At 68.9% G+C, this 15275-nt stretch carries 12 protein-coding genes; 9 read left to right on the forward strand and 3 right to left on the reverse strand.

The window, feature by feature from the left end; genetic code table 11:
• Positions 1-93: 93 nt before the first annotated feature.
• From BW996_RS18760 to trxA, 3 genes are all read right to left on the reverse strand, one after another.
• Positions 94-351, reverse strand: coding sequence for a type B 50S ribosomal protein L31 (locus BW996_RS18760; RefSeq protein WP_037477772.1), 258 nt, complete (start codon positions 349-351; stop codon positions 94-96).
• Between the two features lie 130 nt (positions 352-481).
• Positions 482-1744 (reverse strand): transcription termination factor Rho, encoded by a 1263-nt coding sequence (rho, locus tag BW996_RS18765; RefSeq protein WP_037477702.1) that lies wholly within the window; start codon positions 1742-1744, stop codon positions 482-484.
• 263 nt (positions 1745-2007) lie between these two features.
• Positions 2008-2337 (reverse strand): thioredoxin TrxA, encoded by a 330-nt coding sequence (gene trxA, locus BW996_RS18770; protein WP_037477699.1) that lies wholly within the window; start codon positions 2335-2337, stop codon positions 2008-2010.
• Between the two features lie 182 nt (positions 2338-2519).
• On the opposite strand from trxA, the gene BW996_RS18775 reads away from it, so the two are divergent.
• The 9 genes from BW996_RS18775 to BW996_RS18815 all read left to right on the forward strand — a co-directional run bounded on the left by BW996_RS18775 (position 2520) and on the right by BW996_RS18815 (position 14542).
• A complete protein-coding gene (locus BW996_RS18775) occupies positions 2520-4247 on the forward strand; it encodes an HDOD domain-containing protein (protein ID WP_037477697.1) in 1728 nt (575 codons plus the stop codon).
• Between the two features lie 13 nt (positions 4248-4260).
• Positions 4261-5094: a TatD family hydrolase gene (locus BW996_RS18780; protein WP_037477695.1), complete on the forward strand. Its 834-nt coding sequence runs from the start codon at positions 4261-4263 to the stop codon at positions 5092-5094.
• Entirely contained in the window at positions 5091-5612 is a 522-nt protein-coding gene (locus BW996_RS18785) for a DNA-deoxyinosine glycosylase (protein ID WP_037477693.1), read from the forward strand. Before BW996_RS18780 ends, BW996_RS18785 begins: the two co-directional genes overlap by 4 nt.
• A complete protein-coding gene (locus tag BW996_RS18790) occupies positions 5609-6445 on the forward strand; it encodes a spermine/spermidine synthase domain-containing protein (protein WP_051631464.1) in 837 nt (278 codons plus the stop codon). The genes BW996_RS18785 and BW996_RS18790 overlap by 4 nt, the downstream gene beginning before the upstream one ends.
• Entirely contained in the window at positions 6442-8295 is a 1854-nt protein-coding gene (locus tag BW996_RS18795; RefSeq protein WP_037477691.1) for a GspE/PulE family protein, read from the forward strand. Before BW996_RS18790 ends, BW996_RS18795 begins: the two co-directional genes overlap by 4 nt.
• A 249-nt stretch (positions 8296-8544) precedes the next feature.
• The gene (locus BW996_RS18800; RefSeq protein WP_139330948.1) at positions 8545-10635 is read left to right on the forward strand and encodes a carbohydrate-binding protein; all 2091 of its coding nucleotides are present in this window, start codon (positions 8545-8547) and stop codon (positions 10633-10635) included.
• Between the two features lie 189 nt (positions 10636-10824).
• Positions 10825-11289: a tripartite tricarboxylate transporter TctB family protein gene (locus BW996_RS18805; protein WP_037477687.1), complete on the forward strand. Its 465-nt coding sequence runs from the start codon at positions 10825-10827 to the stop codon at positions 11287-11289.
• Between the two features lie 37 nt (positions 11290-11326).
• Complete coding sequence (locus BW996_RS18810; protein ID WP_037477685.1) at positions 11327-12841, forward strand: tripartite tricarboxylate transporter permease; 1515 nt, start codon at positions 11327-11329, stop codon at positions 12839-12841.
• An 81-nt stretch (positions 12842-12922) separates the two neighbouring features.
• Positions 12923-14542: an MFS transporter gene (locus BW996_RS18815; protein WP_081837916.1), complete on the forward strand. Its 1620-nt coding sequence runs from the start codon at positions 12923-12925 to the stop codon at positions 14540-14542.
• The last annotated feature ends 733 nt before the right edge of the window (positions 14543-15275 follow it).

The following is a 15275-nucleotide window of genomic DNA, read 5'->3' on the forward strand; positions in this document are numbered from 1 at the left end:
CAACAAAAAAGGCAGCCATGTCGGGCTGCCTTCGTGGCGCGCACCCTCGGTGGACGGGTGCGCATCGATTCCGGTGGCCCGGAGATCGATCGATCAGCGCTTGATGCCGACCTTGAACTTGTTGCGGAACTTCTCGACGCGACCGCCCAGGTTGTCGACGCTCTTTTGCTGGCCGGTGTAGAACGGGTGCGTCTCGCTGGTGGTTTCCAGCTTGAACAGCGGCAGCTCGCGGCCGTCTTCCAGCGTGATCTTTTCCCGGGTCGGAGCGCAGGAACGCGTCACGAACTGGAAGCCGTTGGACAGGTCGACGAAGCAGACGTCGCGGTAGTTCGGGTGGATGCCGTCTTTCATGGGAATGCTCGCTGTGGTGCCGGGAGCCACCGCCCGCACCATGCGTAGCAGCACTTTCCGACAGCGGAAAAACCTCGATTATAGCCCGTGCAGGCCCTGCACGGGAAGGGCGCGCATCAGTGCGGTGGCTTCAGCCGCCGCGGCGCATCATGTCGAAGAAGTCGAGGTTGCTCTTCGTGGCCTTCATCTTGTTGAGGATGAACTCCATCGCCTCGATCTCGTCCATCGGGTAGAGCAGCTTGCGCAGGATCCAGGTCTTCTGCAGGATCTCGGGCTTGAGCAGCAGCTCCTCGCGCCGCGTGCCGGACTTGTTCAGCAGGATCGACGGGTAGACGCGCTTCTCGGCCATGCGGCGGTCCAGATGGATCTCGCAGTTGCCGGTGCCCTTGAATTCCTCGTAGATCACCTCGTCCATGCGGCTGCCGGTGTCGACCAGCGCGGTGCCGATGATGGTCAGCGAGCCGCCTTCCTCGACGTTGCGGGCGGCGCCGAAGAAGCGCTTGGGGCGCTGCAGCGCGCCCGCGTCGACGCCGCCGGTCAGCACCTTGCCAGAGGAGGGCAGGACGTTGTTGTAGGCGCGTGCCAGGCGGGTGATCGAGTCCAGCAGGATGATCACGTCCTTGCGCAGCTCGACCAGGCGCTTGGCGCGCTCGATCACCATCTCGGCGACCTGCACGTGGCGGGCGGCCGGCTCGTCGAAGGTCGAGCTGATGACCTCGCCGCGCACGGTGCGCTGCATCTCGGTCACTTCCTCGGGGCGCTCGTCGACCAGCAGGACGATCAGGTGCACGTCGGGATTGTTGGCCACCAGCGCGTGCGCGAGGTGCTGCATCATCACCGTCTTGCCGCTCTTCGGGGGCGCGACTAGCAGCGCGCGCTGGCCTTTGCCGATCGGCGCGATCAGGTCGATGATGCGGCTGGTGATGTTCTCCTCGCCGCGGATGTCACGCTCGAGCCTGAACTGTTCCTTGGGAAACAGCGGGGTCAGGTTCTCGAACATGATCTTGTTCTTCGACTCCTCCGGCGTCAGGTTGTTGACGCGGTCGACCTTGACCAGCGCGAAGTAGCGCTCGCCGTCCTTCGGCACGCGCACCTCGCCCTCGATCATGTCGCCGGTGTGGAGGTTGAAGCGGCGGATCTGGCTGGGCGACAGGTAGATGTCGTCGGTCGACGCCAGGAAGCTGGTGTCGGGCGAGCGCAGGAAGCCGAAGCCGTCGGGCAGCACTTCGAGCACGCCGTCGCCGAAGATCTGCTCGCCCTGCTTGGCGCGCTTCTTCATGATCGCGAACATCAGCTCCTGCTTGCGCAGGCGGCTGGCATTCTCGATCTCGAGCGTCTCCGCCATCCGGACGAGCGCCGAGATGTGTTGAGCCTTGAGTTCGGAAAGGTGCATAGGGTCGGGCCCTGAAATCAGGCCTTGCCGGTGCCAGCCGGACAGGCCGAAGGGGTCGGACTCCCTGTCCTGCACGTCTGCCGGTTCTCGCCGTTGCGCTGCGCACGGCAGCCCACCAGTGGGATCAGGAAAATGCGGGAGGAGGGAGCCGACGCTGCGCGCTCCAGCATCTGCGTCAGGAGCTGCAAATCCGGCTGGAATGACCGGCGCGCAGTGGCATTCGTCATGGCTGCAGCGACGGGCGCCGCTGCAGGTGGAACGAATTATAGGTTGGACTTGATGAAATCGGTCAACTGCGCCTTGTTCAGCGCGCCGACCTTGGTGGCGGCCAGGTCGCCGCCCTTGAAGATCATCAGCGTCGGGATGCCGCGGATGCCGAAGCGGGCCGGCACGTCGCGGTTGTCGTCGACGTTCATTTTCGTGATGAGCACCTGGCCGTTGAGCTCGCCGGCCAGCGCGTCCAGGGCCGGAGCGATCATCTTGCAGGGACCGCACCATTCAGCCCAGAAATCGACCAAGACGGGCAGATTGGCGTTGAGCACGTCGGCTTCGAAGGAGGCATCGGAGATGTGTTTGATGAGATCGCTGCTCATGGAGGGTCCGTCGCTGATGACAGGGGGAAAAGATGTCTGTGATTTTGGCATGAACCAGCCGATACCCGTGGCAGACCCTGCGGAGTCCGCTCTGCGGTCGTGGTCCGTGTGCCTGCACTGATGCCCAGGGCACGCGGGCCGAGCTGTTTTCGCCGCGGCATCTCCATCAGAAGAACGTCGACATGAACCAGGAAGTCTCCACCGCCTCGGGCCCGCCTGCCGCAGCGCCTGCCGCCGCACCTGCCGCTGCAGCCGCCCGCAATTTCGGCCACTACACCCTGATGCGACCGATCGGTGGCAGCACGCTGACGATCGCCTGGCTGGCACGAGACAACCGCACGGGGGCCCCCGTGCGCCTGTTGGCTGCGCGCCATCCGGTCAACTCGGATGCGCTGCGGGCGCGCTGTGTCGACGATGCCAAGCGCGCATCGCAGCTGAGTCATCCGCGCTTGCTGCCGGTGCACGACGTGGGTTGCGTTGATCGATTCCCGTATGTCAGCTGCCTGTGCGACCCGGCGCTGCTGCCGTCGCGGGTCGAGGAGAACTTCACGCCGTCGGCGTTGCGCTCGCTGGTGCGCAATGGCTGCGAGCTACTCGAGGGGCTGTCCTACGCCCATGAGGGCAGCATCTCGCACGGTGACCTGGGGCTGCACACCCTGTCCTTCGATGCCAATGACCGGATTTCACTGTGGGGCCTGGGCTTGGGGGTGGCCATTGCCGGGGCCCGTTCTCAGGGCATTCCCACGGCCGGGGGTCTGGGCGGCGGCCTGTTTGGGCGCGAGGTGGCAGCGGCCTGCCTGCTCATCCAGCATTGGATCCAAGGGGCCCCTCCGCATGGCGAGGCTGACCTGCCCACCTTGCTCGACCGCTGGCCCACCAGCGACCTGCGCCTGCCGCAAGAGTTGCCGATGCCGATCGCCGACTCGCTGCGCCTGATGCTTGACCGCGCCGTCGAGATCAACCCGCAGCGACGGTTCATCCATGCGCGCAGCTTCCACCGGGCGATCAGTGGCTGGCGTGCGACCGAGTACCCGGAGGACGGCGGCTTCGACGAGATGCTGCAGGCCCAGCTCAAGCGCAACGGCCACCTGCCCGCGATGGAAGGCCTGAGCAAGCGGGTGACGCACATCGTCGGCATGGACAAGGGCCGGCTCGACGAGATGGTCGAGGTGCTGCGCCAGGACCTGGCCCTGACCCTGTCGATGCTGCGTGCGGCCAATGCCAGCGAGATGGCGGTGGCGGGCGAGGGGGCGGCGGTCACCAGCGTCAAGCGGGCGATGGCGCTGCTGGGCACCGACGGACTGCGCCGGGTGGCCGGCAGCCAGAAGCAGTGGCCCGGCACCGCCAAGCAGCACCATGCGCCCTTGCTGGTCCAGGCGATGGACCGCGCGCATCTGGCCGGCCATCTGGCCGTCGAGATTGCGCCGGGGGGGGCGGATGCGGAGAACGCCTCGCTGGCGGCCATCTTCCAGAACTTCGGCATGGTGCTGGGGCTGTACCACTTTCCCGACGAGATTGCCCAGATCCAGCGACTGGTGCTCTCCAGCCAGGGCACGGACAAGCCGGTTACGCCGGATCTGGCCGCGATGTCGGTGCTGGGGGTGGACCTGCAGACGCTGGCGGTGGCTTTCATCCGGCTGCTGGGGCTGGCCGAGCCCTTGCGGCTGCTGGTGCGGCCGCTCAGCGAGGAGGCGGTGGTGCGCACGCCCGAGACGGTCGAGGGCTGGTCGCGGCTGATCGGCACCTTTGCCAACGCGGTCCTGAAGATCACCGATCTGCCGCCGCCCAACCAGCCCTCAGCGCTGGCCGAGCTGCTCGGGCGCTACCATTCGACGCTCGGCCTCGACGAAGGCCAGGTGCGCGGCGCGATGCGTCGTGCCCGCGAAAAGCTCTCGCGCCACATGCGCTGACCCTGCCGGGCTGATGCCACTCTGGATCGATACCCACTGTCACCTCGACGCTCCCGAGTTCGACGCCGACCGCGAGGCGGTGCGGGCCCGCGCGCACTCGGCGGGCGTGTCCTGCCTGGTGCTGCCGGCGGTCACCGCCGACCATTTCGAGCCGCTGCGGCGTCTGGCCGAGCGCACCGGCCAGCCCTATGCGCTCGGCCTGCATCCGCTGTGGACCGGCGCGGCCGAGCCTGAGGATTCGCTGGTGCGGCTGGACGCGATGCTGGCGGCCACGCAGGCCGACCCCCGGCGGGTGGCGGTGGGCGAGATCGGCATCGATGGCTTCGAGCCCGGCCTGGACGCGGCGCGCCAGCGCCATTTCCTGGCCGAGCAGCTGAAGCTGGCCCGCCGCCATGACCTGCCGGTCATCCTGCATGTGCGCCGCTCGGCCGATGCGGTGCTGGCGCTGCTGCGCCGCCATCCGGTGCGCGGGGGCATCGCGCACGCGTTCAACGGCAGCGAGCAGCAGGCGCGCGCCTTCGTCGACCTGGGCCTGAAGCTGGGCTTCGGCGGCGCGATGACCTTCGACCGGGCGCTGCAGATCCGGCGCCTGGCCGCGACGCTGCCGGCCGAGGCGATCGTGCTGGAGACGGACGCGCCCGACATCCCGCCGCACTGGCTCTACCGCACCGCCGCCGAGCGTGCGGCCGGCGCGAGCAGCCGCAACGAGCCCGCCGAGCTGCCGCACATCGCCGAGACGCTGGCGGCGCTGCGCGGCTGGAGCCTGACGGAGACGGCCGCGATCACCCGCGCCAATGCCTGCGCCGCGCTGCCGGGGCTGGCGGCGCTGATCGGGCCGGACGCATGAACACCGCCCTCCGGGCCGACGAGGCCCTGCCACTGGCCGGCTTCGGGCCGGTCGTGGGGCCGCGCACCCGGCTGATGGTGCTGGGCAGCTTTCCCGGCGTGGCCTCGCTGGCGCAGCAGCAGTACTACGCCCATCCGCGCAACCAGTTCTGGCCGATCCTGTCGGCGCTGTGGGGGCAGGAGCTGCGAGCCTTGCCGTATTCCGAGCGGCTTGAGGTGCTGCGCGAGCGCGGGCTGGGGCTGTGGGATGTCTACGCCCGGGTGCGGCGCGAGGGCAGCCTGGACAGCGCGATCGAGGCGGCCGAGCTCAACGACCTGGCCGGCCTGCGCCGCATCGCGCCGGTGCTGGAGGCGGTGGCGCACAACGGCGCGGAGTCGGCGCGCACGATGCGCCGGCTGCAGGCCATGGGCTTCGCGGTGCATCGCCTGCCCTCGACCAGTCCGGCCAACGCCGGCTGGTCCTTCGAGCGCAAGCTCGCGGCCTGGCGGGAAACATTCGCGCGCTACGATCTGGCATGACTTCCGCTTCCCGTTCCCGCCGCCGTGACGGCGAGCTGCCTTCCGCGACGATTTCCGAGTTCGATGGCGTGCGCTACCTGCACCTGGGCGACACGCCGTGGGTGCAGGGCGCGATGCGGCTGCGCAAGCCGCGGGCGCTCGAGCTCGACTATGTGCAGCGCATGATGGCCTGGCTGCTGCTGCGCGATCCGGCCGCGCTCGACGACACCCGCGTGGTGCAGCTCGGCCTGGGCGCGGCGGCGTTGACGCGCTTCTGCCACGGCGAGCTGGGGCTGAAGACCACCGCGGTCGAGCTCAACGCGCAGGTGGTGGCGGCGTGCCGGCAGTGGTTCCGGCTGCCGGCCGACGACGAGCGCCTGTCGGTGCAGGTGGCCGACGCCGGCGCCTGGGTGCAGGATCCGGCTCACCACGGCAGCGCCGACGTGCTGAGCGTCGACCTCTACGACCACGAGGCGGCCGCACCGGTGCTCGACGACGACGCGTTCTACCGCGGCTGCCACGACCTGCTGACGGAGGGCGGCGTGATGACGGTCAACCTGTTCGGCCGCAACGCCAGTTTCTCACGCAGCGCGCGGCGCATTGAGGCGGCGTTTGCCGCGTCGGGTGGCACGGTGCGCATGCTCGCGCCCACGCCCGAGGGCAACACCATCGTGCTGGCGGTGCGCGCCGGCACAATCCCCGACGAGGCGGTGCTGCGCGAGCGCGCCGAGGCCGTCACCGCGCGCTGCGGCCTGAAGGCGGTGCGCTGGCTGGGGCTGATCCAGCCGCTGCCGCCGGTGCGCGCGCCCCGCAAGCCCAAGGTTGCGCCGTCCGTGGCGGAGCCGTCCGAATGAGCGGCCCGGCGCGGGTGCCACCCCCGGCGGCGGGGCGGCGCGCGGTGCCGGCGGCCACCGAGCCGGGCGGGCCGCTGAGCTGGCGTCCGATGCTGGGCTGGCTGGTCGAGGACGGCCGGGTGCGCCCGGACGAGGCGGTGCAGCTCGCGCAGCGCCTCGGCGCGGGCGACAGCGCTCAGCATCCGCTGGTGCGCCTGGCCGGGGCCAGCCTGGTCGATGCGCGCGACGGCCGGCCGCTCGATCTGGAGGCGCTGACGCGCTGGCTGGCGCAGCGCGCCGGGCTGCCCTATCTGCGCATCGATCCGCTGAAGGTCGATGTCGCGCGGGTCACCGAGGTGATGTCGGCCGGCTACGCCGAGCGCCGCGGGGTGCTGCCGGTGCAGGTCGGCGCCACCGAGGTGGTGATCGCCACCGCCGAGCCCTTCGTCACCGACTGGGTCGAGGAGATCGCCCGCCACACCCGGCGCAAGATCCGTCGGGTGGTCTGCAGTCCGCTGGAGCTGGCGCGCTACACGGCCGAGTTCTACCGGCTGGCCCAGTCGGTCAAGGTGGCGCGCAAGACCGGCGAGGCCAGCCTGGGCGGGGTCAACTTCGAGCAGCTGGTCGAGCTGGGCAAGCACCGCCCGCTCGACGCCAACGACCAGGGCGTGGTGCAGCTGGTCGACTGGCTGTGGACCTACGCCTTCGAGCAGCGCGCCAGCGACATCCACCTCGAGCCCCGGCGCGAGCAGTGCCTGATCCGACTGCGCATCGACGGCGTGCTGCACACCGCCTACCAGCTGCCGCAAAGCGTGATGGCCGCGGTGACCGCGCGCATCAAGCTGCTCGCGCGCATGGACGTGATCGAGCGTCGCCGGCCCCAGGACGGCCGCATCAAGACCCGCAGCCCGCGCGGCGACGAGATCGAGATGCGCCTGTCGACCCTGCCCACCGCCTTCGGCGAGAAGCTGGTGATGCGCATCTTCGACCCGGAGACGGCGGTGCAGCCGGTCGAGGCGCTGGGCTTCGGCGCGCAGGACGCCGCGCGCTGGCAGCGCCTGGTGGCGCTGCCGCACGGCATCGTGCTGGTCACCGGGCCGACGGGCAGCGGCAAGACCACCACGCTCTACGCCACGCTGCGCGCGCTGGCCACCGACGAGGTCAACATCTGCACCATCGAGGACCCGATCGAGATGATCGAGCCGGCCTTCAACCAGACGCAGGTGCACTCGGCCGTCGAGCTCGACTTCGCCAGCGGCCTGCGCACGCTGATGCGCCAGGACCCGGACATCATCATGGTCGGCGAGATCCGCGACCTGGCCACCGCCGAGATGGCGGTGCAGGCGGCGCTGACCGGCCACCTGGTGTTCTCGACGCTGCATACCAACGACGCTGCCAGCGCGGTGACGCGGCTGCTCGACCTGGGCGTGCCGGCCTACCTGATCGGCGCGACGCTCTCGGGCGTGCTGGCGCAGCGGCTGGTGCGCCGGCTGTGCCCGGACTGCCGCGCGCCCGACGAGACGCTGACGCTGCACACCCTGCAGCAGGCCCTGGGCCGGCTGCCGCTGCTCGCGCCCGACGAGGTGCCGCAGCCGATGCGCCCGGTCGGCTGCCCGGCCTGCCGCCACACCGGCTACCGCGGCCGGCTCGGCCTGTTCGAGCTGCTCGAGGTCGATCCGGCGGTGCGCGAGCATCTGCAGGCCGAGCCCGACCTGAAGCGGCTGCGCCAGGCGGCGCTGGCCGGCGGCCTGCAGCCGCTGCGCCGCGCCGGTCTGCGCTTGGTCGCGCAGGGCCAGACCACGCTTGACGAGGTGCTGCGCTCGACGCCGGCGTGGGAGGATGACGTGCGATCCGCGCCAGCCGCACGCTGAGCGGGGGAGGGCTGTCCCCGTCGCTTTGTCACGGTTGGCGTGAATTTCTGCCGTCAGACGGGGGTGCGCCGGTGCCGAGTCAGGAAAGTGCAGGCCGAAAGTGAAAAAACGCAAACCATGCGTCTACAAACTTCACTTCATCGCCGTGCCGGTGCCAGTCTGCTGGCCCTGGGTCTTGTGTCCTGTGGCGGCGGCGAGGGTCCGCCTGCCGCCACGATCGATGCCTCGGCGCCTGATGCGCGCGCTGCGGTGGCCGTGCCTTCCCGCGTCGATGTCGACAGCAGCTGGCCCTATCTGGGCATCGGCATCAATGCCCTGAACTACTACAGCGGTGCCTTCGCGACAGCCGACGTGGTGCGCGAGAGCCAGTTCCGGTCCACCAGCTGGGGCGATGCGCCGGTCGATGCCGACGGCGCGCCGACGCGCGACGCGCTGATGATCTTCACCTCGACCCGCATGGGGCCGGGCACCTACAAGCTGATCTTCAAGGGGCAGGCGGTGCTGGGTGTGTCCGGCACGCCGGCCGATGGCTCGGACCAGCGTCCGTTCATCCAGAACGCGGTCTACACCGCAGCGACCAACACCACCACCGCGGATGTGGTGATCCCGGTGGCGATCCGCGACAACGCCTGGCTCACCTTCGGCAGCACCCGTCGCACGGCCAGCTCGGCGCTCGACACGGGTGTGACCGAGGTCCGGCTCTGGCGCCCGGGCTATCCGACCGATGGCTCGGTGCTGTTCACGAACGAATTCCTGGCCGCGATGAAGAAGTTCCATGTCATTCGCGGCATGGATTTCGTCGCGGCCAACAGCAATGCCGACATCACCTGGGCCAGCCGCACCAACGCCCGGCACATCGGCGCCGTGGCCGCTGGCAAGGGGCAGCCCTGGGAGCTGCTGGTGCAGCTGGCCAACGCCACCGGCAACGATCTGTGGATCAATGTGCCGACCCGCGCCGACGACGCCTACCTGACCCGGCTGGCCCAGCTGCTGCGCTACGGCTCCGATGGGGTCAATCCCTACACCACGGCCCGGGCCAATCCGGTCTGGCCGCCGCTCAAGGCCGGACTGAAGGTCTATGTCGAGCTGGGCAACGAGCTGTGGAACTGGAGCCCGGGCTTCTTCGGCTACGGCTGGTCGCTGGGGCTGGCCGATGCTGCGCGCAAGACACGCGCCCATCCGATCAACCATGATGGGGCGGTCGATCCGACCTCCCAGGACGGCCTCTACACCGCCCACCGCCGCTGGATCGCCTGGCGCTCCTCGCAGGTCAGCCTGGCCTTCCGCAAGATCCATGGCGATGCGGCCATGATGAGCACGGTCCGGCCGATCCTGGCCACCCAGGTGGCCGATGGCAACGCCTACATGAGCGAGGCGCTGCGCTGGGCCGAGGGCTACTACAGCATGATGCGCACCGTCAACGGTCAGACGGTGCGCATCGTCAGTTCGGTGGCACCTCGCAAGGTCAGCGAGCTGTGGTGGGGCGGTGGCGGGGCCGCCTACTACGAATCTTCGGCCGAGCCGACCGATCCGGCCGATCCGGCGCAGATGACGGCCTTCTTCGAGGGTCTGCCCGGTCCGCAGTTCGCCACGCGCACGGCGGTCGACGCGACCTGGATGCGGGGCTACGGCCTGAAGTCGGTCGCCTACGAGGGCGGACCGGGTCCGGGCGGCAGTCCGCTGGGCTCGGCGAGCTGGCCGGGATCGGTGTCTGCCGCCTACAACGCCGATCCGCGCATGCTCGAGCGCATGCACGCCGCCCATCAGGTCTATCAGGCCAATGGGGGGCAGATGCTGAACTATTACGTCTACAGCGGCGCAGGTCCGTGGGACTTTGTCAACGGGCTGCCGGGTGCCACCAGCACGGTGTCGGACACCGACACCGTCAAGCTGCAGGCCATCGACGCGATCCGTCTGACACGCAAGAACAGCGCGACGCTGGGCGCGACGGTGCCGGGCACGGTGTGGCTGCAGGATCCCCAGATCTTCCGCCAGCTCTATGGCGGCGCGAGCGGCTCCTGGGGCTATGACGGCCAGGCGATCCGCTTCGGACCGGGCACCCGAGGGGCGGCCTTTGCCGAATCGATCCTGCTGCCGGTGCGCACCGCTGCGGCTGGCACCTACCAGTTTTCCCTGCGCACCTACGACGCGTCGGCCGGCGCGAAGGTGGAGATGCTGATCAACGGCCAGACCGCGGGCACCTGGACGCTGCCTGCGAGCACATCGGGTCAGCCGGTGGCCAGCAGCGCACTGAGCGCTGCTCTGCCGGCGGGTCTAAGCGTCGTGCGCCTGCGCTCGCTCAACAGTTCCATCTGGATCCGCGACCTGGTGGTCCAGTAAGTGCACGGGCCAGGGCTCGCCACGCCCTGGCCCGCCCCGCATTTCTTGTGGAACCCGCGTGGACATGCGGCAATCGAGGGTTTTCCCTCATCATTTGCGCGCATCCTGCTAAGTGGTCCCCACAGCTGCGCGTCATCAGCTGCTTCCTAGAATCGCGGCATCCGATTTCCAACATTGAGGAGATGACGCGTGAAGATAGGAAACCAGAGAGACTTCTGGTCGGGGCTGATGTTCGTCGGGGTCGGCACGGCCTTCGCTGTCGGCTCGCTCGACTACAGCTTCGGCAACTCGGCCCGGCCCGGCCCGGCCTACTTCCCGTTCGGTCTGGGCGTGCTGATGGCCATCCTGGGTGCGCTGGTGCTGCTGGGCTCGCTCAAGGCCAAGACGAGCGACGGCAATCCGGTCGGCGCCTTTGCCTGGAAGCAGCTGGTGATCATTCTGGGGTCCATCGCGCTGTTCGGCTTCCTGCTGCCGCGCGCCGGTCTGTTCGTCACGCTGCCGCTGCTGGTGATCGGCTCCTCGATGGCCAGTGACGAGTTCAAGCTGAAGGAGGCGCTGTTCAACGCCACCTTGCTCACGGTCATGTCCTGGGCGGTTTTCTCGAAGGGCCTGGGCCTGACGATCCCGCTGCTGCCGACCTTCCTCGGCGCCTGATCGGGTCCGAAGCCCCAAGAACACGGAGAACGACCCGATGGATCTGATCAACAACCTCGCGCTCGGCTTCCAGGCCGCCGCGACCTTCCAGAACATGTTCTACGCGCTGATGGGCGCGGTGCTGGGCACGCTGATCGGCGTGCTGCCGGGCCTCGGTCCGGTGGCGACGATCGCGATGCTGCTGCCGTCGATCTACGCGCTCGACGCCACGCCGGCGCTGATCATGCTCGCCGGCATCTACTACGGCGCGCAGTACGGCGGCTCGACCACCGCGATCCTGATCAACGTGCCCGGCGAGGCCTCCTCGGTGGTCACGGCGCTGGACGGCTACCAGATGGCCCGCCGCGGCCGTGCAGGTGCGGCGCTGGCCGCCGCCGGCCTGGGCTCCTTCTTCGCCGGCTGCGTGGGCACGCTGGTGATCGCCGCCTTCGCGCCGCCGCTGACCGAGCTGGCCTTCCAGTTCGGCCCGGCCGAGTACTTCTCGCTGATGGTGCTGGGCCTGATCGGCGCGGTGGTGCTGGCCTCGGGCTCGCTGCTCAAGGCGATCTCGATGATCATCCTGGGCCTGCTGCTCGGTCAGATCAACACCGACGTGATCTCGGGCGTGCCGCGCTTCAGCTTCGACATCCCTGAGCTGACCGACGGCATCGGCTTCGTGACCATCGCGATGGGCGTGTTCGGCTTCGGCGAGATCATCTCCAACCTGAGCCGCCCGGCCGAGCAGCGCGAGGTCTTCACCAAGGACGTCAAGGGCCTGATGCCGACCAAGCAGGACGTGAAGGACGCCTTCCCGGCCGTGCTGCGCGGCACGGCGCTGGGCTCGATCCTGGGCGTGCTGCCCGGTGGCGGCGCGCTGCTGGCCTCGTTCGCGGCCTACACCGTCGAGAAGAAGTCCAAGGGCCGTGCCGGCGAAGTGCCGTTCGGCCAGGGCAACATCCGCGGTGTGGCCGGCCCCGAGGCGGCCAACAACGCCGGCGCGCAGACCAGCTTCATCCCGATGCTGACGCTGGGCATTCCGCCCAACGCGGTGATGGCGCTGATGGTGGGCGCGATGACCATCAAGGGCATTCAGCCCGGCCCGCAGGTGATGTCGAGCAACCCCGAGCTGTTCTGGGGCCTGATCGCGTCGATGTGGATCGGCAACCTGCTGCTGGTGATCCTGAACCTGCCGATGATCGGCATCTGGATCCGCCTGCTGACGGTGCCCTACCGCTTCCTGTTCCCGGCCATCCTGACCTTCTGCTGCATCGGCCTGTACACGCTGAACAACAACAACTTCGACGTGTACATGGCGGTGATCTTCGGCTTCATCGGCTACCTGTTCTACAAGCTCGACTGTGAGCCCGCGCCGCTGCTGCTGGGCTTCATCCTGGGCCCGATGATGGAAGAGAACCTGCGCCGCGCCCTGCTGCTGTCGCGTGGCGACTGGACGACCTTCATGAGCCGTCCGCTGTCGGCCGGCCTGCTGATCGCCGCCGCGCTGATGATCGTGGTGGTGATGCTGCCCTCGATCAAGAACAAGCGCGAGGAAGCGTTCCAGGACGCCGACTGATGCCTGCCTGATCGCAGAGCCTGCCAAGGCCCCACCTCCGCGTGGGGCCTTTTTCATTTGCATGATGCCCGGATGTCGCGCATGACCCCGACGCTGAAGACGATGCTCGATCCCGAGCGCCTGCCGCAGGCCCTGCAGCCGCTGCGCCTGCCGGTGTTCCGGATGCTGTGGCTGGCCTGGCTGGCGGCCAACCTGACGATGTGGATGAACGACGTCGCCGCCGCCTGGCTGATGACGCAGCTCACCGACAGCGCGGTGATGGTGGCGCTGGTCTCGGCCGCCTCGACCCTGCCGGTCTTCCTGCTGGGCCTGCCCAGCGGCGCGCTGGCCGACATCGTCGATCGACGGCGCTGGTTCGCCTCGACCCAGCTGTGGGTGGCGCTGGTGGCCACGCTGCTGGCGCTGCTGGCGCTGGCCGAGGGCATCACGCCGCACCTGCTGCTGCTGCTGACCTTCGCCAACGGCATCGGGCTGGCGGCGCGCTGGCCGGTGTTCGCGGCCATCGTGCCTGAGATCGTGCCGACGGCCTCGCTGTCGGGGGCGCTGGCGCTGCAGGCGATGGCGATGAACCTCTCGCGCATCCTCGGACCGATCGGGGCCGGCGCGTTGCTGGCGGCCTCGGGCAGCGCGGCGGTGTTCGTGCTCAATGCGGTGCTGTCGCTGCTGGCCTTCGTGCAGATCCTGCGCTGGAAGAGCAGCCCGCGCATCAGCGCGCTGCCGGGCGAGCGCTTCGTCGGTGCGATGCGGGTGGGCGTGCAGCATGTGATGCAGAACCCGCGCATGCGCGCGGTGCTGCTGCGGGTGTTCGTCTTCTTCTTCCTGAGCACGGCGCTCACGGCGATGCTGCCGCTGGTGGCGCGCCGGCTCGGCGGCGGTGCTGGGGGCTTCACGCTGCTGATGGCCTGCATGGGGGGCGGGGCGATGACGGCGGTGCTGGCGCTGCCGCGCCTGCGCGAGCGCCACAGCCGCGACCGCATCGTCGCCATCGGCTCGCTGATCGTGGCGGGGATGACGCTGGTGGTGGCGCTGGCGCCGTGGCTGTGGCTGGCGGCGCTGGGCATGGCGCTGGCCGGCATGGCGTGGATCGCCACCGCCAACACGCTGACGATGTCGGCGCAGCTGGCCCTGCCCAACTGGGTGCGCGCGCGCGGGATGTCGACCTACCAGATGGCCTTGATGGGCGGATCGGCCGCCGGGGCGGCCGTCTGGGGCCAGGTGGCGGGCTGGACTTCGGTGCCGACCGCGCTGATGGTGTCGGCAGCCTGCGGGCCGCTGGTGCTGCTGGCGGTGCGCCGCTTCACCGTTTCCGGCCAGGAGGCGGACCTGCGCCCGGCGCTGCCGGCCTCGCCGCCGAATCCGGCCACCGACATCGGCCCGGACGAGGGGCCGGTGATGGTGACGGTGGAATACCTGATCGATCCGGCGCGCGCGGCCGAGTTCGCCGAGGTGATGCGGCTGACGCGGCGCGCGCGGCTGCGCCAGGGGGCGCTGTCGTGGGGGCTGTTCCGGGATACCGAGCGGCCGGGGCGGTATGTCGAGTATTTCGTCGACGAGACCTGGGTCGAGCACCTGCGCCGGCTGGAGCGCTTCACGGCCGACGACGTGCAGCTGCGCGGGCGGCGGCTGGCGTTTCACCTGGGGGCGGAGGCGCCGAAGGTACGGCGGTATGTGGGGGAGGCGCTGGAGGGGGTGGGGCGATGATTCAGGCGCAGGCCGCCAGCAGTGCATCCAGCGATAGAGGAACAGCCGTGCCGACAGCGCCTGTTTGTGGGTCGAGACGGGGACAGGCGTGCTTTGATAGACGAAAAACGTGCTGGTGGCTATGCTGATCGGCCATGTGCAGGCGGCTTGACTGGCTGTGCTCGGTGCAGGGTTTCACGGTCCATTTAGGGAGAGCTTATGCGTCAAGCTGCGGAAAAATTTCAATGTCGACAACAACTTGCGTGCCGTTCCGGCACCAAGTTAGATGGCGGCGACGGCGTTAGACAGCAGGGCCGTGAGGTCTAAATTACTACAAGGGCATCCCCGCGAAGTCAACAAAACCTTCCCGAGCGGATTCCATTGAAACCCGCCTGAGCAGCGTTCGAACGATCTGGCCAACACACACACACGAAACCAGCGATCGACAGGGAGAACAAGGTGCGGACTGCAAAACTACAACCGGTCTTTACTGCGGCTTCTGTTGCCGCTGACCCTGATGAAAGACGCGCGTGGGGGCTCCATTCGTTAGCCGAGGTTGCTCTTGCGAGCGCCTCCAAAAGTTAAACGAGCACTCCCCACGCAGGTCTGACCTTGTTCCATCAACGCAGGCATCACGCGGTGGCAGATTCTTCCTTCACGGTGTCGGATGAGAGATTCGAAATCGGTTCGACTGGCCGGATCGGCTCACGTCACGGGTTTGAACGCCTCGCCCTTGGCCAGCATCGCCCAGGCC

Source organism: Sphaerotilus natans (genome assembly GCF_900156335.1).
Taxonomy (GTDB): Bacteria; Pseudomonadota; Gammaproteobacteria; order Burkholderiales; family Burkholderiaceae_C; genus Sphaerotilus; species Sphaerotilus natans.

Coding starts and splice junctions, on each gene's coding strand:
- BW996_RS18760 (WP_037477772.1), bottom strand. CDS start 351: ATGAAAGACGGCATCCACCCGAACTACCGCGACGTCTGCTTCGTCGAC.
- rho (WP_037477702.1), bottom strand. CDS start 1,744: ATGCACCTTTCCGAACTCAAGGCTCAACACATCTCGGCGCTCGTCCGG.
- trxA (WP_037477699.1), bottom strand. CDS start 2,337: ATGAGCAGCGATCTCATCAAACACATCTCCGATGCCTCCTTCGAAGCC.
- BW996_RS18775 (WP_037477697.1), top strand. CDS start 2,520: ATGAACCAGGAAGTCTCCACCGCCTCGGGCCCGCCTGCCGCAGCGCCT.
- BW996_RS18780 (WP_037477695.1), top strand. CDS start 4,261: ATGCCACTCTGGATCGATACCCACTGTCACCTCGACGCTCCCGAGTTC.
- BW996_RS18785 (WP_037477693.1), top strand. CDS start 5,091: ATGAACACCGCCCTCCGGGCCGACGAGGCCCTGCCACTGGCCGGCTTC.
- BW996_RS18790 (WP_051631464.1), top strand. CDS start 5,609: ATGACTTCCGCTTCCCGTTCCCGCCGCCGTGACGGCGAGCTGCCTTCC.
- BW996_RS18795 (WP_037477691.1), top strand. CDS start 6,442: ATGAGCGGCCCGGCGCGGGTGCCACCCCCGGCGGCGGGGCGGCGCGCG.
- BW996_RS18810 (WP_037477685.1), top strand. CDS start 11,327: ATGGATCTGATCAACAACCTCGCGCTCGGCTTCCAGGCCGCCGCGACC.
- BW996_RS18815 (WP_081837916.1), top strand. CDS start 12,923: ATGACCCCGACGCTGAAGACGATGCTCGATCCCGAGCGCCTGCCGCAG.